The 25,974-nt window shown below is 29.0% G+C and carries 20 protein-coding genes; 14 read left to right on the top strand and 6 right to left on the bottom strand.

What is annotated here, in order from left to right; translation table 11 throughout:
• Window positions 1–4: 4 nt before the first annotated feature.
• Both FNZ64_RS14305 and FNZ64_RS14300 read left to right on the top strand, forming a co-directional pair.
• On the top strand, window positions 5–559 hold the full coding sequence (locus FNZ64_RS14305; RefSeq protein WP_142415688.1) for a 5-formyltetrahydrofolate cyclo-ligase: 555 nt from the start codon (window positions 5–7) through the stop codon (window positions 557–559).
• A gap of 209 nt (window positions 560–768) precedes the next feature.
• Window positions 769–2,547 carry an aminopeptidase P family protein gene (locus tag FNZ64_RS14300; RefSeq protein ID WP_142415687.1) on the top strand — a complete coding sequence of 593 codons (1,779 nt, stop codon included), beginning with the start codon at window positions 769–771 and terminating at the stop codon, window positions 2,545–2,547.
• A gap of 186 nt (window positions 2,548–2,733) precedes the next feature.
• Here the strand turns inward: FNZ64_RS14300 and FNZ64_RS14295 are convergent, their stop codons facing one another.
• Window positions 2,734–5,145, bottom strand: a complete 2,412-nt coding sequence (locus FNZ64_RS14295) for a Lon protease family protein (protein ID WP_142415686.1) — start codon at window positions 5,143–5,145, stop codon at window positions 2,734–2,736.
• A 125-nt stretch (window positions 5,146–5,270) separates the two neighbouring features.
• On the opposite strand from FNZ64_RS14295, the gene FNZ64_RS14290 reads away from it, so the two are divergent.
• A complete protein-coding gene (locus FNZ64_RS14290; protein WP_142415685.1) occupies window positions 5,271–8,117 on the top strand; it encodes an EAL domain-containing protein in 2,847 nt (948 codons plus the stop codon).
• Window positions 8,118–8,256: 139 nt separating this feature from the next.
• Here FNZ64_RS14290 and FNZ64_RS14285 read toward each other — a convergent pair whose 3' ends face one another.
• The 3 genes from FNZ64_RS14285 to FNZ64_RS14275 are packed head-to-tail and all read right to left on the bottom strand — an operon-like array spanning window position 8,257 to window position 11,795.
• Window positions 8,257–9,375, bottom strand: coding sequence for a DegT/DnrJ/EryC1/StrS family aminotransferase (locus FNZ64_RS14285; RefSeq protein WP_142415684.1), 1,119 nt, complete (start codon window positions 9,373–9,375; stop codon window positions 8,257–8,259).
• Window positions 9,376–9,400: 25 nt separating this feature from the next.
• Window positions 9,401–10,582 carry a DegT/DnrJ/EryC1/StrS family aminotransferase gene (locus FNZ64_RS14280; RefSeq protein WP_142415683.1) on the bottom strand — a complete coding sequence of 394 codons (1,182 nt, stop codon included), beginning with the start codon at window positions 10,580–10,582 and terminating at the stop codon, window positions 9,401–9,403.
• A gap of 16 nt (window positions 10,583–10,598) precedes the next feature.
• Window positions 10,599–11,795, bottom strand: a complete 1,197-nt coding sequence (locus tag FNZ64_RS14275; protein WP_142415682.1) for a MerR family transcriptional regulator — start codon at window positions 11,793–11,795, stop codon at window positions 10,599–10,601.
• A 170-nt stretch (window positions 11,796–11,965) separates the two neighbouring features.
• On the opposite strand from FNZ64_RS14275, the gene FNZ64_RS14270 reads away from it, so the two are divergent.
• The 4 genes from FNZ64_RS14270 to FNZ64_RS14250 all read left to right on the top strand — a co-directional run bounded on the left by FNZ64_RS14270 (window position 11,966) and on the right by FNZ64_RS14250 (window position 17,967).
• Window positions 11,966–12,601: a response regulator transcription factor gene (locus FNZ64_RS14270; protein ID WP_142415681.1), complete on the top strand. Its 636-nt coding sequence runs from the start codon at window positions 11,966–11,968 to the stop codon at window positions 12,599–12,601.
• A 720-nt stretch (window positions 12,602–13,321) separates the two neighbouring features.
• On the top strand, window positions 13,322–14,701 hold the full coding sequence (locus tag FNZ64_RS14265) for an RNA-guided endonuclease TnpB family protein (RefSeq protein ID WP_243129296.1): 1,380 nt from the start codon (window positions 13,322–13,324) through the stop codon (window positions 14,699–14,701).
• 325 nt (window positions 14,702–15,026) lie between these two features.
• Entirely contained in the window at window positions 15,027–16,442 is a 1,416-nt protein-coding gene (locus tag FNZ64_RS14255; protein ID WP_142415679.1) for a HAMP domain-containing sensor histidine kinase, read from the top strand.
• A 22-nt stretch (window positions 16,443–16,464) separates the two neighbouring features.
• Window positions 16,465–17,967 (top strand): hypothetical protein, encoded by a 1,503-nt coding sequence (locus tag FNZ64_RS14250; RefSeq protein WP_142415678.1) that lies wholly within the window; start codon window positions 16,465–16,467, stop codon window positions 17,965–17,967.
• 30 nt (window positions 17,968–17,997) lie between these two features.
• Here the strand turns inward: FNZ64_RS14250 and FNZ64_RS14245 are convergent, their stop codons facing one another.
• Window positions 17,998–18,813: an N-acetylmuramoyl-L-alanine amidase family protein gene (locus FNZ64_RS14245; RefSeq protein WP_142415677.1), complete on the bottom strand. Its 816-nt coding sequence runs from the start codon at window positions 18,811–18,813 to the stop codon at window positions 17,998–18,000.
• Window positions 18,814–18,899: 86 nt separating this feature from the next.
• Complete coding sequence (locus FNZ64_RS14240; protein WP_142415676.1) at window positions 18,900–19,643, bottom strand: lytic transglycosylase domain-containing protein; 744 nt, start codon at window positions 19,641–19,643, stop codon at window positions 18,900–18,902.
• 500 nt (window positions 19,644–20,143) lie between these two features.
• Here FNZ64_RS14240 and pyrB point away from each other — a divergent pair, with 500 nt between their 5' ends.
• The 7 genes from pyrB (at window position 20,144) to pyrE (ending at window position 25,947) form a co-directional block, all read left to right on the top strand.
• Window positions 20,144–21,070 (top strand): aspartate carbamoyltransferase, encoded by a 927-nt coding sequence (gene pyrB, locus FNZ64_RS14235; RefSeq protein WP_142415675.1) that lies wholly within the window; start codon window positions 20,144–20,146, stop codon window positions 21,068–21,070.
• Window positions 21,070–21,492, top strand: coding sequence for an aspartate carbamoyltransferase regulatory subunit (locus FNZ64_RS14230; RefSeq protein ID WP_142415674.1), 423 nt, complete (start codon window positions 21,070–21,072; stop codon window positions 21,490–21,492). Before pyrB ends, FNZ64_RS14230 begins: the two co-directional genes overlap by 1 nt.
• A gap of 66 nt (window positions 21,493–21,558) precedes the next feature.
• Window positions 21,559–22,740 (top strand): dihydroorotase, encoded by a 1,182-nt coding sequence (locus FNZ64_RS14225; RefSeq protein ID WP_142415673.1) that lies wholly within the window; start codon window positions 21,559–21,561, stop codon window positions 22,738–22,740.
• 23 nt (window positions 22,741–22,763) lie between these two features.
• A complete protein-coding gene (gene pyrF / locus FNZ64_RS14220) occupies window positions 22,764–23,627 on the top strand; it encodes an orotidine-5'-phosphate decarboxylase (RefSeq protein ID WP_142415672.1) in 864 nt (287 codons plus the stop codon).
• A gap of 115 nt (window positions 23,628–23,742) precedes the next feature.
• Window positions 23,743–24,477, top strand: coding sequence for a dihydroorotate dehydrogenase electron transfer subunit (locus FNZ64_RS14215; RefSeq protein WP_142415671.1), 735 nt, complete (start codon window positions 23,743–23,745; stop codon window positions 24,475–24,477).
• Window positions 24,470–25,366, top strand: a complete 897-nt coding sequence (locus FNZ64_RS14210; RefSeq protein WP_142415670.1) for a dihydroorotate dehydrogenase — start codon at window positions 24,470–24,472, stop codon at window positions 25,364–25,366. Before FNZ64_RS14215 ends, FNZ64_RS14210 begins: the two co-directional genes overlap by 8 nt.
• A gap of 11 nt (window positions 25,367–25,377) precedes the next feature.
• Entirely contained in the window at window positions 25,378–25,947 is a 570-nt protein-coding gene (gene pyrE, locus FNZ64_RS14205; protein WP_279233287.1) for an orotate phosphoribosyltransferase, read from the top strand.
• Window positions 25,948–25,974: the final 27 nt, after the last annotated feature.

Raw genomic sequence — 25,974 nt, 5'->3', positions numbered from 1 at the left:
GATTATGTTAAATAGTAAAAAAGATATAAGAAATTATATATATAATTTAAGAGAAGAGATGAAAATTGAAGATAAAGAAATATGGGATAGGGAGATATACAATAAATTAATTGCTCATAAGGCTTATGAAAATGCAAAAACCATATTTATATATGTTAGTTTTAAGGGGGAAGTTGATACCCATAGTATAATTAATAAGGCGTTAAGTACTGGCAAAAAAGTATGTATACCTATGGTAAATAAAAATAAAAAAATTATGGAGGCATACTATATAAATTCTATGGAAGATCTTGAGGAAGGATATTTTGGAATTATGGAGCCTAAAGAGGGTTGTAAAAAGGCTGAAAATGAAAACATAGATCTTATAATCTCACCAGGAGTTGCTTTTGATATAGAGGGTGGAAGAATAGGATATGGTGGAGGGTTTTACGATAAATTTATAGCTAGTTTAAAGGAAAATAAACCTATAATTGCCTTTGCTTATAAATTTCAAATTTTAGATAAGATAATATTAGAAGATAGGGATAAAAGGGTGGATGAGGTAATAAGTAATAATTAATAAAATAATTCAGTTTAAATATTCAAAAAAATAAGTAAATGGTATATAATATGATGTGAAAACTACCTTGAGATGAGTCAATTTTAGAATAGGCTCTAAACAGAATAAGATAGCTTGGGGTAAAAATTATAGAAAGGTAGGTGTGAAAACCTGGTAGTAAGTATTTGTATTAAATATTAGTGCAAGAACTTAATATTCAGGGAAATTTTATGAACATTAAAGAAAGAGTTGAAAAGTTAAGAGGTTTGATGAGGGAAAAGGGAATTCATGCTTATATCATTCCTAGTTCAGATGCACATCAAAGTGAATATGTGGCACCACACTGGGGAGGAAGAAAATGGATTTCTGGTTTTACAGGCTCTGCAGGAACAGTTGTTATCACTTTAGATGAAGCTGGTCTTTGGACAGATGGAAGATACTTTATTCAAGCAGAAAAACAATTAGAAGGTTCAGGAATTAAACTTTTTAAAATGGGACAACCTTCTGTACCTACTATTAAGGAATGGTTAAAATCAGTTTTAAAAGAAGGACAAACTATAGGATTTGATGGAAAAGTTATTTCAAGAACTTTTGCAGAAACTTTGGAGAGTAGTTTATATAAAAAGAATATAAAATTTGATTTGAAATGGGATTTATTAGATAATTTATGGGAAGACAGACCAGCTATTCCTGAAGATGAAATTTTCACTCTAGATGTTAAGTATGCTGGACTTAGCAGAGTAGAAAAAATAAATAATTTAAGAGAAGAGATGAAAAAATTAGAGGGAACTCACTTTTTACTATCTTCTTTAGATGATATAGCTTGGCTATATAATATAAGAGGAAATGACGTACCTTGTAACCCAGTTGTAATTTCTTATGTATTAATTTCTATGGATGAAGCTATTTTATTTGTAAATGAAAAGAAGGTTCCAGCAGAAGTTAGAAAAGAATTAGAATGTGACGGAATTATTATAAAGGATTATAATGATATAGAATCCTACTTAAATAAATTAACAGAAAAGGATTCCGTAATATATGACCCATTAAAAACAAATATGTGGTTATATAATGCTATGAAAGAAGAAGTTAATAAAATTGAAACTCAAAATATAACAACTAAAATGAAGGGCATAAAGAATGAAGTAGAGCTTGAGAATATGAGAATAGCTCATATTAAAGATGGCGTTGCCATGGTTAAATTCTTATATTGGCTAGACAACACCCTAGGAAAAGATAAAATAAGTGAAATCTCTGCTACTGAAAAACTAGAGTCTTTTAGAGCAGAAGGTGAAAACTTTAAAGGTATAAGCTTTGGAACTATAGCAGGATATAAAGAACATGCGGCTATGATGCACTATAGTGCTACTAAAGAATCAGATTATGAACTTCAAAATCAAGGTATGTTCCTTGTAGATTCAGGCGGACAATATTTAGAGGGAACTACAGATATTACAAGAACTATGGTTTTAGGAGAGCTTACAGAGGAAGAAAAGAGAGACTTTACTCTAGTTGTTAAAGGGGTAATTAATCTAAGCATGGCTAAGTTCTTATATGGTGCTACAGGAACTAACCTAGACATTTTAGCAAGAAGACCATTATGGGAGTATGGTATAGATTATAAGTGTGGTACAGGACATGGAGTAGGTTTCTTCTTAAATGTTCACGAAGGGCCACATGCTATAAGAGTTAACTATGTACCAGCAGTAATGGAAGAGGGTATGGTAGTAACTAATGAACCAGGGGTTTATAAAGAAGGAAAACATGGTATAAGAGTAGAAAATATTTTAGTAGTAAGAAAAGATGAGTCTACAGAATCAGGACAATTTATGAATTTTGAAACTATAACATTCTGTCCAATAGATTTAGATGGTATAGTTGTTGAGTTATTAAATTCAGATGAAAGAGCATGGCTAAATAATTATCATAAAGAAGTTTATGATAAACTTTCTCCATATTTAGATGAAGAACATAGAGCTTGGTTAAAATATCAAACAAGAGCTATTTAAGATTAACTTTAAAATAATATTTTTCTTTATGTAATAAACAGAGTTCTCAGCTTCAGATAGAATTTTTATTCCAATTGAAACTGAGAACTCATTATCAAGGGCTGTAGTTGCTCTTTACTCCAACTTTGAAAAAATATGGGGAATTAGAGCGGATAGCCCTTATTTTTATAAAATATATAGTAAAATCTAAGAATCTTTTGAGTTTAAAATTTCATTGAACTTACTTAATTTTAAGTGAATCCTATACTTAATTACATCCGTTATGGATTCTTTATGAGAGGTTTTAAAATTATTTTCGCATAAAATATATAGACAGTCTTCTATAGTGGAAGCGGTATATATATGGAAGTTACCTTCTTTAATTGCTTGTAGAACCTCATCTTTTAATATTAAATCTTCTTTATTTGTATAAGGAATTATAACACCCTGAGAACCATCTAATCCCTCAATACTACATACCTCAAAAAAACCTTCTATTTTTTCATTTACCCCACCAATTGGTTGAATTTCTCCCCTTTGATTAATAGAACCCGTAATTGCAATATTTTGTTTTAATGGTATATCAGATAGGGAAGAAAGAAGAGCTAAAAGTTCTGCACAGGAAGCACTATCTCCTTCAATTCCTGAATATAATTGTTCAAAGACTATGCTGGCATTAAAAGAAAGGTGGGTGTTACTTCCTAAAAGTTCACCAATAAATCCTGATAATATCATAACTCCTTTGCTGTGAATATTTCCACTCATTTTAGCTTCTCTTTCAATATTCACAATACCTTTTCTTCCTGCATAGGTTGTAGCTGTTATTTTATGAACCATACCCATTTCTATATCTCCAAAGTCCATAACAGATAGTCCATTAATTTGACCAATTTTAGAACCAGAGGTATCAACCAAATATTTTTTATCTTTATACATTTTTATTATTTTGTGCCTTATTAAACTGTGCATTTCTAAATTTTCATTTAGAGATTTAACTATATGCTCTTTTTTAATAAAAGGTGAATCTTCTTTTTTTGCAAAATAATTAGCCATATCCACAATATCTAAGAGTTTGCCAATGGATGAGGTCAAGTATTTTCTACTTTCACAAATCCTACACCCATATTTTAAAAGTTCAACTACACCATTTTTCTCTATGTGAAGAAATTTATTCGTTTCTATATAGTTACTTATATATCCTATGGTTTCATATATATTTTTTTCATTATTTTCTACTTCATCATCAAATTCAGCTTTTATTTTAAATAGTTTTTGAAAGTCTCTGTCGTGATCTAAAAGTATAGAATACATAAGATTACTACCTATTAATATTACCTTTAGGTTTAGTGGAATATTTTCTGCCTTTAAACTTACTATGGGAAGGATTTCTAGGTTGCCTTTAATATTTTCTACAGAAATACTCTCATTTTTTAAACATCTTTTAAGATTTTCATAGGAGTCAGGATTATTTAATAAATCGTGAGCATTTATTATTAAAAAGCCTCCATTTGCTTTGTGAAGACTTCCAGCTTTTATATGGGTAAAGTCTGTTATTAAATTTCCTATTTTGTTCTCATATTCTATCCTACCAAATAAATTATAGTAATCAGGTGAATCTTCAAAAATAACAGGAGCACCTAAGTCCTTATCATTGCTTATGATTAGATTAACCTCATATCTTTTAGAAAACGCGTCATCTAGCATATTTTCTAAAAGTTTAGAATTAGCTTCTAGTTTTTTATTTTCAGCATCATTGCTATCTTCAAAGTTATCATTTAAGAAATTTTCAATATTCTCTATAATATCCTTTTTTACTTGATGTAAATACTTACAAATCTTAGGATTATCACAATAAGTTTTTTCTAAGCTTTCCATTTTCTCTTTTAGTAATTTTTCAGCAATACTATTATCTAACTTTAATATTTCATCTTCCATGTTTTTTTCTAAAAGTTTAGTTTGTTTTATAGTATCAATAGATATGAGTCGCAATTCAGAGGCGTTTTTATTTATAATATCCTTTTCCTCTTCACTTAAGGAATTATAATCTTCATTTAAGAGTTCTTTTCCATCTTTTATGGGTACAAATACGAAGCCCTCATCAGAGTCTTCTTTTATTAAGAGGTTCATATTTTTAGCTTTAGAGTTTAACTCATCTGTGATAGACATTATTTTCTGTTCATAATTGCTTAGAATATTATTTCTTTCTTTATCATATGAATTAGAATTAAAGTAGTCTGGAGCTTCTTTGTATAAGTAATTAACAAGTTCTTCCATGTTAGTTTTGAATTTTTTACCTTCACCTGTTGGAAGTGAAATAGCATGAGGATTATTCTCATCTTCAAAATTAAAAACATAGCACCAATCTTTAGGTGCAGGAATTGTTTTGGCATAGTGTTTAATTTTATCTATTATATATGAAGTTTTTCCACTACTACTATGACCAGACACATATATATTGTATTCTTTTTTATTTATTTGAATCCCCATATCTAAAAATTTTTCAGCTTGTTCTTGACCTATTATACTTTTGAAAATTGGAATATCTTTTGTAGTTTTAAAATTTGGGGTTTTAAAATTAAGATTTAAATCCTTATATAAAATTTCTTTGAATTCACACATATATAGGTCCCCCTTAGCGATTATAATTTTGTTCATACATTATATCATATATTAAAAAATTTTATATAATATTACTTATTTTAGTGTTATAATAAAAATGAATTAATAATTTTGGAGGTCACAACTTGGATATAAAAAAAAAGCTACCGCTTGTAATAAGTTTACTTATTATGGTTCCATTAATTCTTTTAGGTACATTGTCCTATAGATATTTTTCTAAAACCTTAATAAATCATAGTAAAAAAGATATAGGCACAGTAATTAGCATTGCTAGTAATCAAATAGAAGATTTAATAGTAAAACAGAAATCAGAAACTCAAAATTTGGCAACAAAAGATAGAATCATGAGTTTTTTTACCAATAAAAAAACTGATTCTAAAACTAGGCATATTTATTACTTCTTAAAAAATGCTAGATTGGTTTCTAATGATATTTCAAACACCTTAATTGTAGATAAATCAGGTAAAGTTGTAATTGATGCTAATAACAAAGAAAAGGCATTAAAAGAAAATTTAACCTTTAAATGGATAGATTCTAATAGGAAAAATTTAATGAAAAATGATAGTGTTATTACAGATAAAAGTATAACGGATAGTATACAAAAAAATTCATATATTATAACCTACCCCATTAAAAGTAAAAGTGGGGATTATTTAGGGCTCTTAATTAACGTGTATGGTTATAATAGTATAAATAGTAGATTAAAGGATATAAAATTGGGGGATAGTGGATATGTTTTCCTAGCTAATTCTAATAGAGAAATTTTAACTAAGTCAAATAAAGAAATAGAAGAAATAGTGAAACATAAAGAGATTGAAAATAGTGAAAATTCATTTGATATTCTTCAATTAGGTGGAAATTCTGGAGATTTATTAGCGTATAATCATATAAAAGAGTATGGGTGGATACTTTATTTAGGACAAAGCCTTAAGGAAATAAATATGCCAGCTCAAAATATACTTAAATATATATTTTTATTTTCTGGAATATTTTTAGGAATAGGTATTATTGCTGCTATAAGATTTTCAAAAACCATAACTAATCCTATAACAGATATTATGAATAATATGGAGAAGGCTACTAAAGGTGATTTAAATGTTCAGTGCCTTTGTAATTCCAAAGATGAATTTGGAAGACTTTCTAATAGTTTTAATATCATGATAAAGGAGTTAAATGGCAATTATGTGGAGCTTTCAGCAGTATATAGTCAGCTAGCTTCTACAGAAGAGGAACTTAGAATTAAATATACAGAACTTGAAAAAAGTGAGACTGAATTAAAAGATGTAGAAGAAAAATATAGACTAGCTGTTGATGGATCTAATGATGTTATTTGGGTATATGATATTTTTAATAAAGACTTTTTTTGCTCAAGTAAATGGAAAGATATAGTGGGATGTAATTCTAAAAAATATGGGAAGTTTTCAGAGATTTTTTATCATATTGTATATGATGAGGATTTACAAAAGGTTATTGGGGAATATAATCAGAATATTTTTGATAAAAATCCTAATTTTAAAACAGAATTTAGGGTTAAGAATAATAAGGATAAATGGTTATTTTTAAGGTCTACTATTGAGAGGGATGAAAATAATAATCCTAACAGAATTTCAGGGAGTATTTCCGATATTACATATAGGAAAAAAGATGAGGAAAGAATAAGATTTTTAGCTTATTATGATCCTTTAACACTGTTGCCAAATAAGGCATATCTTTTAGAAAACATGGATGAAGTAATAAAAGATATTTTAAATAATAATAATAAAGGTGCCATGCTTTTTATAGACATAGATAATTTTAAAAAGATAAATGATAATTTGGGGCATAACTTTGGTGATTTAATACTTAAAAGGACCGCTGATACATTAAAAGCAATTATAGATGAAGAGGGTGTAGTTATAAGATATGGTGGAGATGAATTTGTAATTATAATACACCATATTGAGAGCCATAAAGAGTTACGTAAAATTTCTAAGGAAATATTAAATACTTTAAACAATAAGTTTTTAATTGGGAATAGGTATGTATACTGCTCAGTTAGTATTGGTACTGCTATATTTCCTAAGGATGGTTTTGATCTTAGCAGCTTACTAAAAAATTCAGATACAGCTATGCACAAAGCAAAGGAACTTGGGAAAAATAGATATGAATTTTATGAAAGCGAAATGACTTTAGAAATAAATAGAAAAGCTACTATTGAATTAAAACTAAGAGAGGCCTTAAAAAATCATGGATTTACATTGTATTATCAGCCTAAGGTATATTTTAAAAGTGGAGATATACATGGATTTGAGGTGTTGCTAAGGCTTAATTTAGGAGAAGGCGAAACTTATATACCTCCATCGGAGTTTATACCTGTAGCTGAAGAAACTGGACTTATAGTACCTATAGGCTATTGGATTATAAATGAAATTTGTAACCAAAACAAGATTTGGAGAGAAAAAGGTCTTAAATATGAAAGAATCTCAATTAATGTATCTCCAAAGCAGTTAAAACATAAGGAATTTTTAAATAGTGTAAAAAAAATAATCAAAAACTCTGGCATAGATCCTAGAGATCTTGATTTTGAGATTACAGAGAGTATTTTAGTAGAGTCAGAGAAAAAGAACATAGACATATTAAAGCAATTACAGAGTATGGGTATTAGCATTTCCTTAGATGATTTTGGGACAGGATATTCTTCTCTAAACTATTTAAGAACTTTGCCAGTTGATAATATTAAAATTGATAAGTCTTTTGTAGATGACATAGGAACAAATAAGAATAAGGAATTTATAATAGATGGTCTTATGGTAGTTGCTAAGAATATGAAGTTAAGCATAATAGCAGAGGGTGTTGAAACAAAAGAGCAATATGAGATATTAAGGTCTAAGTCTTGCGATCTTGCTCAAGGATATTTATTTAGTAAACCAGTACCTTTAGATTTAGCAGAAGAATATCTGAAAGAGGGAATAAAACCTGATTTTCTAATATAATTTATACTATGACTATCTTATCTAACACTCTTATATTTTTCAAAGTGGGAGAAAGAAGAGCAGTTACGTCCAAGGATAAGATTTATAATTATAAATAAGCTTACAGTGATGAAAATAATCTACTGTAAGCTTATAATTTTTATTTATAGAATTCTCTAATTTTTTCACAAACAAAGTCTACTTCTTCTTCGGTTATTTCAGGGTATATTGGAAGAGCTAATACTTTTTCACAAGCTCTTTCAGCTACAGGGAAATCACCTTTTTTATAACCTAGGTATTCAAAACATTTTTGAAGATGTAGTGGTTTTGGATAGTATATGCTAAATTGAACTTCATTTTTCTTTAAGTATTCTGCTAAATCATCACGGTTTTCAGCTAGTATATTAAATACATAGTAAACAGGTTTTTGATCACCTTTAATTACAGGTAATTTAATTTGCTCAATATCTTTTAATCTATCCATATACCATGATGCTATAACTTCTCTTCTTTTTATGGATTCTTCCATATACTTTAACTTAATTAAAAGCACAGCAGCTTGAATTGTATCTAATCTAGAGTTATATCCTAAGTGCTCGTAGTGATATTTTTTGGTTGCTCCATGAACTCTATATGATCTTGCAAGTTCAGCTAGATTATCATCGTTAGTTACGATCATTCCACCATCACCATAGCCACCTAAAGTTTTAGTAGGGAAGAAGGAGAATATACCCATATCACCTATGGTTCCTGAATGTTTATAGTCACTTCCATTACCTTTCCATCTCATACCAAAGGCTTCGGCAGCATCTTCTAAAACTCTTAAATCATGTTTATTAGCAATATCCATTACCTTATCCATATCTGCCATTTGTGAGAAAAGATGAATAGGTAGTATACCTACAGTGTTTTCATTTATTTTTTCTTCTACTTGATTAACATCAAGATTAAATGTTTCTTCGTCTATATCAACAAAAACAGGTTTTCCTTTATGTCTTGCAATACAAGAAGTAGAAGCTAAAAATGTGAAAGGTGAAGTTATAACTTCCTTATTATCCTTAAAGCCCAAAATATCTGAGCATAGTACAAGAGCATCAGTACCTGATGCTACACCAATTGCGTGCTTAGCTCCAGTAAATTCTTGTATAGCTTTTTCAAAGTCCTTAACTTCAGGTCCAAGGGTTGATACACCTCTTTGAATTACATTAAATATAGCTTCATTAAATTCTTGCTTTTTGTCCTCATATTCTCTTAAAGAAGTATAAAAATTAACTTTCATTGTACACTATCCTTTCTTAATATAGTTATTTTAAAAGTTCCTCTACACAAGATACAAGTTCTTTAGCTACAGCTTCTGCATCCTCTAGTGAAAGATTTGGATAAACTGGTAGGGAAATTTCATTTGCATATTGGTTATAAGCATTAGGGTAATCTTTAATATCATATCCAAGGTTTTTATATAGCGTAAACATTGGAAGAGGTATAAAGTGAACATTTGTTGCAATACCCATTTCCGCAAGTTTTTGAATTACTAAGCTTCTTTTCTCTTCATCAAAGCCTTTAATTCTTAAAGGATATAGGTGATAAGATGTTTCCTTTTCTTCATCCTTCATAAATGGTATAATAGCCCAATCTTTCTTTTCTAAGATTCTATTGTAAACTTCAAATATTTCTCTTCTCTTATTTATAATTTCATCATATCTATCAAGTTGTACAAGACCTATAGCTGCTTGTATATCAGTCATATTGCATTTAAATCCATCGGTTACAATATCATATTTCCAAGCTCCAGCTTTCATTTTAGATAGAGCATCTTTTGTTTGACCATGTAAGGAAGTAACTTTAAATTCCTTATATAAGTCTTCTTTTCCTAGGAAATTATTATCGTTAAATGTTATACTTCCACCTTCTGAAGTGGTAAGATTTTTAACAGCATGATATGAGAAGGTATGGAAGTGGAATTGGCCACCTACATTTTTCCCTTTATATTTAGCTCCAAAAGAGTGAGCTGAATCAGATACTAAGATAATATCTTCTCTTCCCATTTCCTTTAACATATTTTTTATTTTATCAAAGTCTACAGGAACACCTGCAAAGTCTACAGTAAATATAGCTTTGGTTTTTTCAGTTATAGCTTTTTTAATTTCTTCTTCATCGATTAAGAAACTATCTTTTTTAGTGTCTACAAAAATAGGTTTTATACCTCTATGAACTGCTACACTAGAGGTAGCTGTATAAGTATATGGAGTTGTTATTATTTCATCTCCAGCCTTAATATTATATACTTTTAAAATAAGTTCCATAGCAGCAGTAGCACTGGATACAGCTACAGCACTAGTGGTATTGCAATATTTTGCAATTTCATCTTCAAAGGCTTTAACCTTTGGACCTGAAGTAATCCAACCAGATTTTAGAACCTCAACTACAGAATTAATTTCTCTCTCAGTAATATCTGGAGGGGAAAATGGAATGTTATATTTTTTCATAGATTTCATCCTTTCTTTATTTAATACATCTAAAATAACCAGTATCTTTGGTTATTACAATTTTACCTGCTTTATTTATTATGTCCTCAATATAAGTTACTAATTTTTTATAAAGTTTTTCATTAAAATTATCATGTACATTGTCTGGTACAGAAAATATATAATGTATAAGAGGAAGTGCATTATCAATAATAAGTGCATCTTCATATCTTTTCATTATAACATCTTTAAAATAATTTTTTAAAATATTTTCTCCATTTTTTAAAGTAAAACTTCTTGTATTTTTTAAACTATCAGAAGTAAGTTCATTTGAATTAAAATTATCAATTAAGACTTTTAATTCTTTCATGTGGTTTTCCCCCACAGTAGAGGAGAAAAAGTATCCACCGGGTTTTAAAACTCTTTTTATATGTTCTAAAGCCTTATCAATATAAGATAAATGGTATAAAAGGTGGTTTCCAATGACTATATGAAACTCTTCAGAAGGGTAAGGTATATTTTCAGCATTAATAAGTTTAAATTCAAACTTATCAGTATAATCTTTTAAGTTATCCTGAGCATCTTTAAGCATTCCCTCTGAAAAGTCAGATAAAGTTATTTTGAAATTTGAGGGGATTCTATCTATGTTTTTAACCCATAGGCTAGCATCTCCACAACCAAGCTCTAGTATTTTAACTTCACCATTTAAGTTTAAACTTAATACTTCATCGAAAAACCAAGGCATCCATCCCTTTTTATTCTTACTGTAATTTTCATGTATAAATATTCTAGATCTTAAATTAGTAGCATTTTTATATTGTTCTATCCATTTATTGTCTTTGTTTACTATATCAATAATGCCAATTATCTCATCCCATTTTGGGGTATCTGTATGAGATATGTTTTTTAAAACTTCATCAATGGCCTTAACTATGGTGTTAAAATGGGAAATCTTATTTTCTATAATTTTCTTTTGAAGACTTAGGGAATTTTTAAGATCTTCATTTTGACCATCAAACAGCATTATTTTGCTTATGTCTTCCAGAGAAAGTCCTATAAATTTTAAAGTAAGTATCTTTTGTAGCTTTATAAAGTCCTGCATACTATATAATCGATGACCATTTTCATTATAATTTGAGGGTTTTAAAAGATTAATTTTATCATAATATCTTAAGGTTCTAATTGTAACCCCAGCTTTATTTGAAAATTCGCCAGTGGTAAGATACTTATCCAAATAATATCACCTCACTCCTAACTATATATTAATACATGACGTAAGGTCACCGTCAAGAACTTTATTTATTAATTTTTATAAAACATAAATTTAAATATATTGTAACCCCATAAAACTCTCTAATAAGTTATAATAATAAATAGTAATTAAATTTAAAGGAGTATTTCAAAATGGCATATAAGATACTTTTGGTAGAAGATGAGAGAAGTATACGTAGTTTTATAAAAGTATTTTTAAAGAATAATGATTTTAATGTTGAAGAGGCTGAAAGTGCTGAGGAGGCATTAAAAAAAATAACAATAGTAAAACCTCATTTGGTACTTTTAGATGTTATGTTACCTGGAATAGATGGTTTTCAGCTCTGTGAAGTTTTAAGAAAAAAGCATAAAGATATGGGAATTATAATGTTAACAGCAAGAGGGCAAGATGATGATAGAATAGAGGGACTTGAAAGTGGAGCTGACGACTATGTAGTAAAACCATTTAATCCTAAGGAGTTATTACTTAGAATTAAATCTGTGTTAAGGCGTATGGAAAGTTTAGAAGAAGATAAGTTTATATTAAATGATCCCTTTAAATTAGATATGTATTCACAAAAGTTATATAAAAATGGGGCTGAAATTGATACTACCCCAAAAGAATTTTTGATTATGAAAACTTTTATGGAGAACCCTGGAAGAGCATTTGATAGGGAGATGCTCTTAAATGAAGTGTGGGGGTGGGATTTTTATGGAGAGTCTAAGATTGTAGATGTAAACATTAGAAGGCTTAGAACTAAAATAGAGGAGCAACAAATAGTTTCATAAAATATAAACACATATAGAGAATTATAGTTAAATGTATATATTTTATTAAAAAGCTCCCTACATTCGTAAAGAGTGTAGAGTGATGTTTAAAAAAGCATCCAAAACTCCTTTAACTGCTGGAAGTCCCTAAAGCTACATTAACCACAACGTAAGAATGAAATAAGTCTAAGCGTGAAGGTGACGAAAGTAGAAAAAATAATGTAGATAGTGCAAGGTTAAATCCTAAACACATTGACAATGGGTAATCAGCAACCAAGTTCCGAATAGGAAAAGGCTCAACGACTAGAGAGTAATCTCGTACCTTCAAGTGAGGGGAAATGGGGAGGACCCTAATTATTTAGGGTTGTGATATAGTCTGTGCTTATATGAAAGTATAAGAAGTTCATAAGAGAACTGCGTAAGAGTAACGACCTTATGTGAACACTCTAAAAATATTACAAATGTAAATTAGATGAATTGCAAAACAGCCGTATTTTAAAATTTTATAATTATTTATTTTTTAAAATCTTTAACAATTAAATTATAAACGTAATTAATTACAGAATATTACATTGTTGTTTATATGATAGAATTTTCAATTGCTCATTAGAAATTGCAACTTTTATATTATCTTTATTAATATCTATAAAATCACTTTATAAAGCTATATTAATATGAATAAAAAATATTGATATAGTAAAAAATTATAGTCAATAAGTGAGGTGAGAATTAGTGGATACTATGATTAAAACAGTAAAACAATATTCGTATAAATTAGATAATAATATATTGCAAGAATTATTGTTTATAGGTAATAAATATAAAAGTGTAAAGAATTATGTATACTCAAGATTTAGTGGTATAAATAGTATTCTACTAATTGATCGTCATAGGAAAATAAGAGACGAATGGGTAAAAACAAAGTTTGCAGAGCAATGGAAATTACCTGCGAGATATTGGAAATTAGCTTTGTCAGAAGCTATGGGTAATATAAAAACAGAGTGGACTAATATCAAGAAAAGAATTAAAGAACAATGTAAAGCAAATAATAATTTATCAAATGAAGATAAGCATTATATAAATTATATCCTTAAATTCAATGATGATTATTATGAAGTATTAACTAATAAATCTTTTGAAATTCCTAAAATATTTAAAGAGAAAAACTTAAATTATAAATATCTTAATAGCCTTATTAAAAGATATACAAGAAGATATAAAGGACAAATACCATATTCTAAAATAGGAAGAACATTTTCTATCGATACAGGTTTATATAGGTATAAGGATGGATATATAAATATTACATCTACTAAGAAAGGTAGACGATTATCTATTAAATTAACTGATAATAATAAGTATGATAGAACTATGATAGTTAAAAGAATAGATAATAAAATAGAAATTCATTGTCCTTTAAAAATTAAAACAAAGGTAAATCATAATAAAGAAAATATTATAGGAATAGATAAAGGATATAAATATTTATTTGCAGTATCAAGTGATGAATTTTATGGTGAAGGCTTAAACAATATATTATCCAAAGAAACTGAGAGATTAAATAAAATAAATTCTCAAAGGAATAGATTTTGGGCTTTATATAATCAATATTTAGAGCAAAACAATATTAAAAAAGCTAATGCTATAAAAGAGAATAATTTAGGTAAAGTAAAATATAATCACAATAAAAAGAAGCATGACCAAACTGTTAAATCTTATATAAATTGTTCACTAAATCAGTTAATAAATATAGAAAAACCTACTGAAATAGTTATGGAAAATCTAGATTTTGTTAATTGGAATGATAGGTATCCTAAATCAGTAAAACGTAAATTATCAAGGTGGATAAAGGGATATATAAGAGAAAGATTAGAATATAAGTGTAATTACAATAGTATCAAATATACTTATATTAATCCAGCTTATACAAGTAAAGTTTGTAATGTATGTGGAAGTTTCGGCAAACGAGATGGTGATTTGTTTACTTGTCCTAAATGTGGTGAAATTCATTCTGATACTAATGCAAGTAAAAATATATTAAAAAGAAAATATGATAAAGAAATTACCTTGTATACAAATTATAAAAAAGTTAAAGAGATTTTAGAAAATAGAATTAATTAATTTAAAGTGATATAAAAGAATATTTAATCACAAATATATGTACCCTATGAAAATAGAGCATATATTTTATCAGAAATGAGGGTTAAATAATTCTTTCATTGTAAAATTTTAAAATACGGTTGTAGGAGATTTATTTAATATAAACCACTTTGTATTAGATAAATGTACTGGTACATCCAAGACTTTAAGCCACCATAAGGTGTGATAAGTGCGAATTATCTAATTTGAGTACATTTGTACATATTTTTAGAACCAGGATCCATCAAATCCTAAATATATAGAAACAGTTTGGGGAGTTGGGTATAGATGGTCAAAAAAATAAATTATGAGAAAAGAATTTAATGTTTGTAGTAATAAGGGTATAAAAAGAAGGTTAACGAAAAGTTACATACAGGTTATATTTTTTAGTATTTTAATATTAGAAATAATTTTATTTAGATTTATTACTCTTTATTTTTATGGTAATTTAGAGCAAAATTTATTAAGTCAAATCAAAACCTCTGCAGAATTTTATAATAGATATTTTTCATCCTCTAGCTTAGAAGAAAATGTTATGTCTAATGTAGATGTTTTTTGGAAGCAAACACCGGCACAAGTACAGATAATAGATACTAAGGGTAAGATATTAATGGATTCTATAGGAGTAAAACACGAAGAACTTATAAAATATCCAGACTATAAAAAGGCCTTAAGCGGTGAATATGGGGTTTGGAGAGGGACTGTAAAATACGATAAAGATGGAGTTATGGCAATTTCTTATCCATTAAAAGCAGATGGTAAGATAGTAGGCGTATTAAGGTTTATAACTTCTTTAAAATTTGTAAATAGAGATATTAAAAATATCATTTTAATCTTTTTAATAATAGGAGCTATAGTTATTTTAATAGGTTCTATTGCAAGTTTGTTTTTAGGTCAATCTATAATTGTACCTATTAAGGAACTTACCTTTGTTGCTGAACAAATGGCAGCTGGAGACTTTAAGACCAGATATGAAAATAACAGGGAAGATGAAATTGGAAAGTTATCTTCTACTTTGAACTATATGGCAGAGGAAATAGAGAAAAAAGATGCCCTAAAAAATGATTTTATTTCTTCTGTATCACATGAACTTAGAACACCACTAACTGCTATTAAAGGATGGGCTGTAGTTTTAAACACCAATGATATAGATAAGGATACCTTAAATGAGGGGCTTAGCATTATAGAAAAAGAAAGTGATAGACTTAGCAACATGGTGGAGGAGCTTTTAGATTTTTCAAGATTTGTATCTGGAAAGGTTAAGTTAAAAAAAGAAGAGGTTCATTTAAGTGAACTATGTAAATATATAGAGACATACTTAAAACCTAGGGCTCAAAGGGATAGAATTGAGTTTAAAGTTTTTTATGAAGAAGACCTACCTAAAATAATTATGGATAAAAACAGGATTAAACAAGTTTGTATAAATATATTGGACAATGCTTTTAAATTTACATCTGAAGAAGGTAAAGTGTCTTTTCGTGTTTATAAAGAATTTGAACATGAAGTTATAGAAGTTCAGGATAATGGTGTAGGAATTAGCAAAGAGGAGCTTCCTAAAGTTAAAGAAAAGTTTTACAAAGGCAAGACTAGCAAATCTCAAAACGGAATAGGACTTTCAATTTGTGATGAGATAATAAAATTGCATGAAGGAAAATTTATAATAGAAAGTGAGGAAGGAAAGGGGACTAAGGTTATAATAAAACTTCCAATTTACATAGAATAAAAGGAGTTTAGGGGCGAATTTAATGAAGATGAAAATAAGGGCGTTTATAAGTATTTTTATTATGATATTTTTCTTAAATGGTTGTGTAAATTTAAATATGGACACAAGAGAAAAAATATCTAAACCTAACAATAAAAGTATTCCCATAAGTGGAGTTTGGTCGGTGATATCTTATATTGGGCAAAACAGTGAGATTAAAAAAGGTTTAGGAGAAAAGAAAATTCACAAGATAGAGTTTTCCCCTGACTTTGTAAGAATAGGGAAAGATGTGTGCTATAACCCTATATTTAAAATAAAAACAGTAAAAACAAATCAATATCTAATATATGCCTATAATAAAACTAAAGAAGAACTTGGCATAGATAAGGATGAAATAAATATAATATCCATAACTTCTGGGGAAAAACATTTTTACGATGTAATATATATTGATAGTAATAATGCTATAATACATGCTTTTAATTCTTTTATAAATATAAAAAAAGAAAGCTCTGAAGTTGAAGAAAATATAAAAGATGCTTCTAATGAAAAATCTAAAGTTTTTAAAGAAGAGAAAAAAAACAATAAAAAACCTTTAAAAAGTACAGTGTATATAGGACTTAGAGGTGAAGGCAGTACTGAACTAGGTAGGAATACTAGTAATATTAAAAAAGTCACTACGAGTAAATATAAAACCATAGCTATAAATACAAAAGATAAAGAAGTTAAGGAAATTATTGAAGTGCAGGACCTTGTAATTCCAAGAATGACTGGGTTTTGGAGCTTATCTCTTGATAGGCGTGTAATTAATGATGCTTTTATTGAAGGTTTTAGTCCATATATAATAGAAGATAGGAGACATATAGATAAAGATTTAAATGTTAATCCAGAAAATTTAATTCCAATTTTAAAAGATCAAAGCATGGTTTGTAATATAAATTTTATAAGTAATGACTATGTAGGAATAGAATATGGTATGGGAAAAGATCCATCTAATATTAATAAGAACAGATTTGCAGTACTTCCCTTAGATAATTTAAAAAAAGGACCCTTAAAAGTTTATGATATTTTTAAAGAACAAGAACCAGAAGATTTTAGTAATATTGAAGATGAATTTTTAAGTAAAGAAATGATAGCAAGAGAAGAGAATTTTTCTTTACTTAGAAAAAATGGTCATTGGATTGCAGTAGGAAGAGCTGAAGATAAAAAAAATGAACATAAATATGAAGATTATATATTAAATCTTGTTCCAACCAATGGCATAATGAATTATGATGAATTATGCGTATCTTGGAATGATATAAAAAGTAAGGTACCAGATGCTGTAGATGCCTTTACATCACCTAATAAGGATATATTAATTATTATTAATAAAAAAAGTTTGATGGTATATTCTTTAACTAACGAAGATATATCCAAAAAACCTATAGAAGTTATATCCATGGAGGACAATGAAAAAGTTGTAATGATTGAATGGGCAGTAGGTGAGTATGCAGAAAAGTGGAGGAAAATGAGTGAATATATGGGGACTAAGGTATCCAATTAGATAAAGAAGCCGAAATAACTTAAAGAGAAGTTATTTCGGCTCATTTTGTAGGTATTTAATTATTCCAATTCCTATTCTTGCACTTAAGTCTTGAAGATAAAAATCATCTTGAAGTTTTTTCTTATCTCCTTCATTAGTTATAAAACCACATTCTATAAGGGTTGAAGGCATATCTGAGTGTTTTAAAATATATAGCTTGTCTTCTAAAACATCCCCAGTTTTCCAATAACCGGAGTCAGATAAGGATTTTAAAATTTCTTTAGATAGTTCAGTTCTCTCTTTTCTTTGATATCCTGAAGGAGAATTAATATATGCATTAACTCCACTAATTGTAGGATCTTCAGAAAAGTTAATATGTATAGAAACCATTAAGTCACCCTTAGAATTATTAATAATCTCCGTTCTTTTAGCTAAATCTTCATTTTCATTAGTAGCACCTTCCATAGCAACATCAGAGGTTCTAGTCATTACAATTTTGCACCCAGATTCTTTTAAATAAGATTCTAAATACTGAGATATTTTAAGGTTAAGATCCTTTTCTTTAAGTTTATTGTCTTTTGAAGAAGTTCCCGCATCAAAGCCTCCATGTCCTGGGTCTATGACAATGGTCTTATTAGAAAGTTTCTTTAGTTCTTCTTTATTTAAATAGGAAGGTTTGAAACTCTTATTTCCTCTAGATAATTCATAGTTTTTCATATTTTCTTTATGATTTTTGTCTAGGTTTTTTATTTCTTTTATGGTGTTAAGAGAAATTATAAATATAATCCCCATAAACAAGAAGAAAAGGTTACTTAAAATAGGTCTTGTCCAAATTTTCTTTCGGACATTTGTTTTTTTTCTTGACATAAAAACTCCTCACTTTTAATATATGGTATTTAATAGGTCTATAAATAAATTCTACAATAGAATCTAAGAAGTAACAAGAAGTTTTTTTAACCTTTATAGTATTTCATTACTTTTTTTACATAGTTACGAGTTTCACTTGGAAGTTTTGAAATTCCTTCTACAGTTGTGACACCTCTTCTTCTTAAAGTTCCAGGTCCTGCATTATAAGAAGCAAGGCCTAACAGTAGGTTACCTTTTTGAATATTAATCATATCTTTTAAATGTCTAATTCCAGCATCAATATTTTGTTCAACGTTATAAGGATTTGAAACTCCATATTCAGTACAGTTTTCAGGCATTAATTGCATAAGACCCATGGCACCAGCATGAGATACACAATTAGGATTAAAATCTGACTCTTGCTTTATAACTGCAATAATTAAATCCTTGTCCATGTTATATTTTTTAGAGTATTTTTCTATGGCATCTAGGATTCTTTGATCCTTAACAATTACTTTTCCATTAGAATATGGTGTTCCTGAAGCTTTATAAGAATAAGTAGGGGGAGTTTTGTCTATATAACTATTATTTAAGTTTCTAAACTCTATACCGCCTGTTAAATCTTTTAGCCCGCTTTCTAGAGAGCCTAAATTTACTCCAGGAATATTAGAATTTAAGCTATCTAGGTTATTAGAGCTATTTCCAAGGGCACCTAACAAAGATTCTAATACAATGGAGAAGCTTCCATTTTTTCCTAAACTACTACTACTAAGAACTTCTTTTGCAATAGAAGATTTAAAAAATTCTTCTATAATTTTATTGTTATCAAGAGAGTTATTATCTATTTTCATTATTGCACACTCCTTTTACTATCTTTAGTGAGAGAGTTTATACTAAGTATTAAACTCCCACTAAAACTTATCTATTTTTTTATAATATTTTACTATATGAATTATGATGGTGTATAATGTAACTTAAGTATTCTTAGTACATTTTTTGCCTATATATAAAGTTTACAGGACTATATTATTATCGTAAATTTAAAGTGAAACTTAAAATTACAATAAATAAATTTTTACCTTGACTTAACAAAAAAACTAGTGTATATTGGTTTAGAAGAAAAAAATAATACCTTTAATATAGATCCAGAGAGGTCTATAAGGAAGAAGAATTAAGTTTTTTAAGTTATAAGTAATAAAATAACATAAAATTTATGTATAACTAAATTATAACTTAAAAAATGAAAATATCCAATACATAAAGTAGATAAATTCAGTCTTCCTTAAATAAGGGAGACTTTTTTTATTACCTTTAAACCTAGTCCCGAGAGACTAAAAAGGAGGAGTTTTATATGTTAAAAGGAAGACACTTAATTGATCCAATGGATTTCACTACAGAAGAATTAGATGAAATCTTAGATTTTGCAGAAAGAATAATAGAAAATCCAGAGGAGTATGCCCACATTTGTGATGGGAAAATACTTGCCACTCTTTTCTATGAGCCAAGTACAAGAACAAGACTAAGTTTTGAGGCTGCTATGTTAAGGCTTGGTGGAAAAGTACTTGGGTTTTCAGAAGCTAAATCAAGTTCAGCTGCTAAAGGTGAAAGTGTTGCAGATACCATAAGAACTGTTGAGTGTTATGCAGATATTGCTGCTATGAGACATCCAAAAGAAGGCTCAGCTAAAATTGCATCCATGTACTCTACAATGCCAGTTATCAATGCAGGAGATGGAGGACATCAGCATCCAACACAAACACTAACTGACTTACTTACTATTCGCTCATTAAAGGGAGGACTTTCAAATTTAACCATAGGATTATGTGGAGATTTAAAGTTTGGAAGGACCGTTCACTCATTAATTAAAGCCATGTCAAGATATGAAAACAATAAGTTTATACTTATATCTCCAAAAGAACTAAAAGTTCCAGATTACATTAGAGAAGAAATTTTAATAAAAAACTCCATAGAATTTAAAGAAGTTGAAAGAATTGAAGATGTTATAGAAGAGGTTGATATACTCTATATGACAAGAGTTCAGAGAGAAAGATTTTTCAATGAAGAGGAATATATAAGATTAAAAGATAGTTATATATTAAATGAAGATAAAATGAAGTTTGCAAAGAAAAATATGATAGTAATGCACCCATTACCAAGGGTAAATGAAATTTCAATACAGATTGATACGGATCCAAGAGCAGCTTATTTTAAACAAGCAAAGTTTGGTATGTTTGTTAGAATGGCATTAATTGCAAAACTTTTGGGGGTGGACAAGTAATGTTAGCTATAAATCCAATTAAAAAAGGAATTGTAATAGATCATATAAAAGCGGGACTTGGAATGAAGATTTTTTACTATCTAGGCTTAGATAAGGTAGATTTTCCTGTAGCCTTAATTATGAATGTTCATAGTGGAAAAAATGAGAAAAAAGATATTATAAAAATAGAAAATCAGTTGGATGTAGATCTTACTGCCTTAGGTTTTATAGATCCAGGCATAACAATTGATATTATAGAAGAAGAAAAGGTTGTACGTAAGGTAAAACCTAGATTGCCAGAAAGAATAGAAAATGTTGTAAAATGCAATAACCCAAGGTGTATAACCTCTGTAGAACAGGAGATAAGTCATAATTTTTACCTAGTTGATAGAGAAAAAGGAACTTATAGATGTGAATATTGTGATGAAGTTTATAGGCTTTAAAAAATTAATGACCATGAGTATTATTGTTTGCTCATGGTCAAATTTTAGAGTTGAAGAGGTGGTTATATGAAATTATTAATTAAAAATATAGATATGGTAAGTGCAGAGGGGAATTTTAGAGGAGATATTTATGTAGAAAATGGAATTATAAAAGAAATTGGAATAAATCTAGAAAAACACTGTGAAATAATAGATGGTCATGGAAATACTTTAATGCCTTCCTTTGTAGATATGCATTGTCACTTTAGAGATCCAGGGTATACATTTAAAGAAAACTTAGAAACAGGCTCTAAGGCAGCAGTTAAAGGGGGATATACCGCTGTTAATTTAATGGCTAATACAAATCCAATTTGTAGTGATATGAATACCTTTAACTATGTAATGAACAAAGGAAAAGAACTTAATATTACAGAGATAAATCAAATAGTTTCTGCTACAAAGGATATGAAGGGAGACTCCATAGAACATTTAAATCATTTAACAGAGGAAGTAAGATTTATATCCGATGATGGAGTTGGAGTAAATTCAGATAAGATTATGTATGAGGCAATGATGAAAGCTAAGGAAAAAAACCTTATACTAATATCTCATGCGGAAACTAGTGTATTTTCTAAAATAGATATGCGCCTTGCAGAAAATATGATGACTTTTAGAGATATAGCTCTATGTGAACATACAAAGGCAAAGGTTCATATAGCTCATGTAAGCACAAAAGAAAGCATAGAAGCTATAATTAATGCAAAAAACAGAGGGACTAATTTAACTTGTGAAGTAACTCCACATCATCTAGCACTAAGTAATAGTGATTATAGAGTTAACCCACCAATAAGAGAGGAAGAAGATGTGGAAGCTTTAATCAAAGCTATAAAGGAAAATTATGTAGACTGTATAGCAACAGACCATGCACCTCATAGGGAAGAAGATAAGAAAAAAGGAGCACCAGGTATATCAGGCATAGAAACTTCCTTTTCTCTCTGTTATACAAAGTTAGTTAGGGAAGGGCATATAAGTTTAAATAAGTTATCAGAGATTATGAGTAAAAACCCTTCAAAGCTTATGAATATAAATTCTGGGGAAATAAAACCAGGATTAAGAGCAAACTTAGTTTTAGTTGATCTAAATAAGAAATATATAATAGATTCAACAGAATTTCAATCAAAGGGTAAGAATACACCTTTTAATGGAAGAGAAGTTTATGGAGAAGTTTTAATAACCATAAAGGACGGAGAGATTAAATATAGAAAATAACTTTATGTCTAAGGAGATTAAAGATGATAATAGATAGATTGTTTCAAAAAGTAGAGAAAAATGGACATGTTTGCTTAGGCTTAGATACTGATATAAGCTATATACCAGAAAGTTATTTAAAAAAGTTTAATTCAAAGGGAGAAGCCTTATTTAACTTTAATAGAGAGATTATAGATAGCACTTTGGATGTGGTGGCTTGCTATAAGGTACAAATAGCCTATTATGAAGCTTTAGGATTAGAAGGACTTATAGCTTATAGTAAAACCTTAAAATATATAAAGGGAAAAGGAGCCCTGTCCATAGCAGATATAAAAAGAGGGGATATTTCAAAAACTGCAGAGATGTATGCAAAGGCTCATTTTACTGGAGATTTTGAAAGTGATTTTATAACCTTAAATCCTTATATGGGTATGGATAGCATAGAACCATATTTAGATTATGTAAAAAATAAAGAAAAAGGTATATTTGCTCTTATTAGAACTTCGAATAAGGGAGCAGAGGATATAGAGTATATAGAGACCAAGGGAAATAGAAGAGTATACAACGTAGTAGGAGAGAAAATTCAAGATCTAGGTAAAGAGTATTTAGGGTCTTTTGGTTATAGCTCCATAGGGGGAGTTATAGGCTGTACTCATCAAGAAGAAGGAAGAAAAATTAGGGAAGATTTAAATAAAACATATTTTTTAATACCAGGTTATGGAGCTCAAGGTGGAGGAGCTAAGGATGTAGTACCTTACTTAAAAAATGGTAACGGAGGAGTTGTAAACTCTTCAAGAGGAATAATTCTAGCCTATAAAAAAGTACCAGGTAAGGAATTAGAATTTGCAACTTATGCAAGAGAAGCAGCTATAAAAATGAGAGATGAAATATTAGGAGAATTAAAATAAACTAGCATAAGAAAGATAAATAAAAAAAGTTAGATTAAAATAGAGGAGATAAACTAAGATAAGAAAATAACCAATAGAAGTGAAATAAACTGAAAAAATAAAGGGGTGTATATGCTTGATATGTTCTTTAGAAAATGTGCTTTTTAATAGAAAAGTTGCTGAGGGAATCTATGAAATTGCTATTAAAGGTAGTTTTGAAGGAATTCCTGGACAATTTTATATGTTAAGACCTGAAGGAGATTCCATATTGCTTCCAAGACCAATTAGTATTTATGATTTAAATAATGAATATATAAGTTTTTTATATGCAGTGGTAGGTAAGGGAACAGAACTTATTAAGGATTTAAAAGAGGATTCTAAAATTCAAATTATGGGTCCCCTAGGAAATGGATTTAATATGGATGATATAAAGGGAAAAGTGGCTATGGTATCTGGAGGCATAGGGATTGCACCTTTAGTATATCTAAGTAAGAATTTAAAAAATTCTTCCATTGATTTTTATGCAGGTTTTAGGGATGAGGATTACTCCATGGAGTGTGTAGAAAAATATGTAGATAATAGATACGTATCTACAGAAAATGGAGCTAAAGGACATAAGGGATATATAACTGAGATATTAGATCCAAAGAAGTATGACATTATTATAACCTGTGGACCTCTAATTATGATGAAAAAGGTTATAAATATGGCTAAAAAAGAAAATAAAAAGTGTATAGTCTCTATGGAAAATAGAATGGCTTGTGGACTTGGTGCTTGCCTTGGCTGTACCTGTAAGACTAGAGAAGGAAATAAGACAACTTGTAATGATGGCCCAGTATTCTACGGAGAGGATTTGATATTTAATGAATAAGGTAAATATATGTGGAATAGAATTTAAAAATCCCGTAATTGCGGCTTCAGGAACCTTTGGTTTTGGGGAAGAGTTTTCTAAAATATATGATGTTTCAAGACTTGGAGGGATTTCTACAAAGGGGCTTACCTTAAATAAAAAAGAAGGAAATTCTGGATATAGAGTTCTTGAGACAAAAAGCGGAATGATGAATAGTGTAGGACTTCAAAATCCAGGAGTGGATGGTTTCATTAAAAATTACTTACCTAAAATGGAGAAATATAATACAGTTATAATAGCTAATTTAGGTGGGGCAACTATTGAAGATTATGTAGAAGGAGTAAAAAAATTAAATAATACTTCAGTAGATATGATTGAGTTAAATATATCTTGTCCCAATGTAAAAAGTGGAGGAATGGCCTTTGGAATAAAATCAAAGGTTGCCTATGATATAGTTAGAGAAGTTAAGAGGAATTGTTCTAAACCCCTAATTGTAAAATTATCCCCTAATGCAGAAGATATTGTAGACATGGCTGCAAGTTGTGTTGAAGCAGGGGCTGATGCCTTATCACTAGTAAATACCTTTAAAGCCTTAGCCATAGATATAAACAAGAGAAGACCAGTGTTTAACAATGTATGTGCTGGACTTTCAGGGCCTGCTATAAAGCCCATAGCCTTAAGAATGGTTTATGAAGTATGTAAAGCTGTCAAGGTACCGGTTATAGGTTTAGGGGGTATAATGACCTTTGAAGATGCCATAGAGTTTATAATGGCAGGTGCTACAGCAGTGCAAGTAGGTACTGCAAACTTTGTACATCCTACAGCTTCATTAGATATAATAGAAGGAATTGAAAAATTTATGAAAAGAGAAAATATAAAAAGTTTAGAAGAAATAAGGGGCATAATATAAGGAGGAATATAATTATGGATATTAATGTTATAGAAATACTTAAAGAAAGTGAAGCACTATTAGAGGGGCATTTTTTATTATCATCAGGAAGACATAGTGATAAGTACTGTCAATGTGCAAAATTACTTCAATATGCAGATAAAGCTGAAAAAGTATTAAGTGTAGTTTGTGAAAAAGTAAGAGAACTAGATTTTGATATGGTAGTTGGACCTGCTATGGGAGGAGTAATAGTATCCTATGAAATGGGAAGACAACTAGGAAAACCTTCAATTTTTACTGAAAGAGTAGAAGGGGAAATGCAACTTAGAAGAGGTTTTCATATAGAAAAAGGCCAAAAAGTCCTAATCACAGAAGATGTAGTAACCACAGGAAAATCCTCTATGGAAACAGCAAGGCTTTTAGAGAGCTTAGGAGCAGAAGTTATAGGAATTGCTTGTATAGTAAACAGAGGTGTATCAAACCTAGAGTTACCAGTATATAGCTGTGTAGAATTAGAAATTGAAAGCTATGATAAAGAAGAATGTCCACTTTGCAAAAAAGGACTAGAATACATAAAACCTGGCAGTAGAAATATAAAATAAAAAACTTTTATGTAACATAAAAAATAT

It is taken from the genome of Hathewaya massiliensis (assembly GCF_902143515.1).
In the GTDB taxonomy this organism is placed as follows: Bacteria; Bacillota; Clostridia; order Clostridiales; family Clostridiaceae; genus Hathewaya; species Hathewaya massiliensis.
The sequence above is the reverse complement of the archived record's forward strand: the minus strand, read 5'-3'. Positions and strand labels throughout refer to the sequence as shown.

Excerpts from the sequence above, each read along its gene's own strand:
- FNZ64_RS14305 (WP_142415688.1), top strand. The coding sequence starts at position 5 with ATGTTAAATAGTAAAAAAGATATAAGAAATTATATATATAATTTAAGA.
- FNZ64_RS14300 (WP_142415687.1), top strand. The coding sequence starts at position 769 with ATGAACATTAAAGAAAGAGTTGAAAAGTTAAGAGGTTTGATGAGGGAA.
- FNZ64_RS14295 (WP_142415686.1), bottom strand. The coding sequence starts at position 5,145 with ATGTGTGAATTCAAAGAAATTTTATATAAGGATTTAAATCTTAATTTT.
- FNZ64_RS14285 (WP_142415684.1), bottom strand. The coding sequence starts at position 9,375 with ATGAAAGTTAATTTTTATACTTCTTTAAGAGAATATGAGGACAAAAAG.
- FNZ64_RS14280 (WP_142415683.1), bottom strand. The coding sequence starts at position 10,582 with ATGAAAAAATATAACATTCCATTTTCCCCTCCAGATATTACTGAGAGA.
- FNZ64_RS14270 (WP_142415681.1), top strand. The coding sequence starts at position 11,966 with ATGGCATATAAGATACTTTTGGTAGAAGATGAGAGAAGTATACGTAGT.
- FNZ64_RS14265 (WP_243129296.1), top strand. The coding sequence starts at position 13,322 with ATGATTAAAACAGTAAAACAATATTCGTATAAATTAGATAATAATATA.
- FNZ64_RS14255 (WP_142415679.1), top strand. The coding sequence starts at position 15,027 with ATGAGAAAAGAATTTAATGTTTGTAGTAATAAGGGTATAAAAAGAAGG.
- FNZ64_RS14250 (WP_142415678.1), top strand. The coding sequence starts at position 16,465 with ATGAAGATGAAAATAAGGGCGTTTATAAGTATTTTTATTATGATATTT.
- FNZ64_RS14245 (WP_142415677.1), bottom strand. The coding sequence starts at position 18,813 with ATGTCAAGAAAAAAAACAAATGTCCGAAAGAAAATTTGGACAAGACCT.
- FNZ64_RS14240 (WP_142415676.1), bottom strand. The coding sequence starts at position 19,643 with ATGAAAATAGATAATAACTCTCTTGATAACAATAAAATTATAGAAGAA.
- pyrB (WP_142415675.1), top strand. The coding sequence starts at position 20,144 with ATGTTAAAAGGAAGACACTTAATTGATCCAATGGATTTCACTACAGAA.
- FNZ64_RS14230 (WP_142415674.1), top strand. The coding sequence starts at position 21,070 with ATGTTAGCTATAAATCCAATTAAAAAAGGAATTGTAATAGATCATATA.
- FNZ64_RS14225 (WP_142415673.1), top strand. The coding sequence starts at position 21,559 with ATGAAATTATTAATTAAAAATATAGATATGGTAAGTGCAGAGGGGAAT.
- pyrF (WP_142415672.1), top strand. The coding sequence starts at position 22,764 with ATGATAATAGATAGATTGTTTCAAAAAGTAGAGAAAAATGGACATGTT.
- FNZ64_RS14210 (WP_142415670.1), top strand. The coding sequence starts at position 24,470 with ATGAATAAGGTAAATATATGTGGAATAGAATTTAAAAATCCCGTAATT.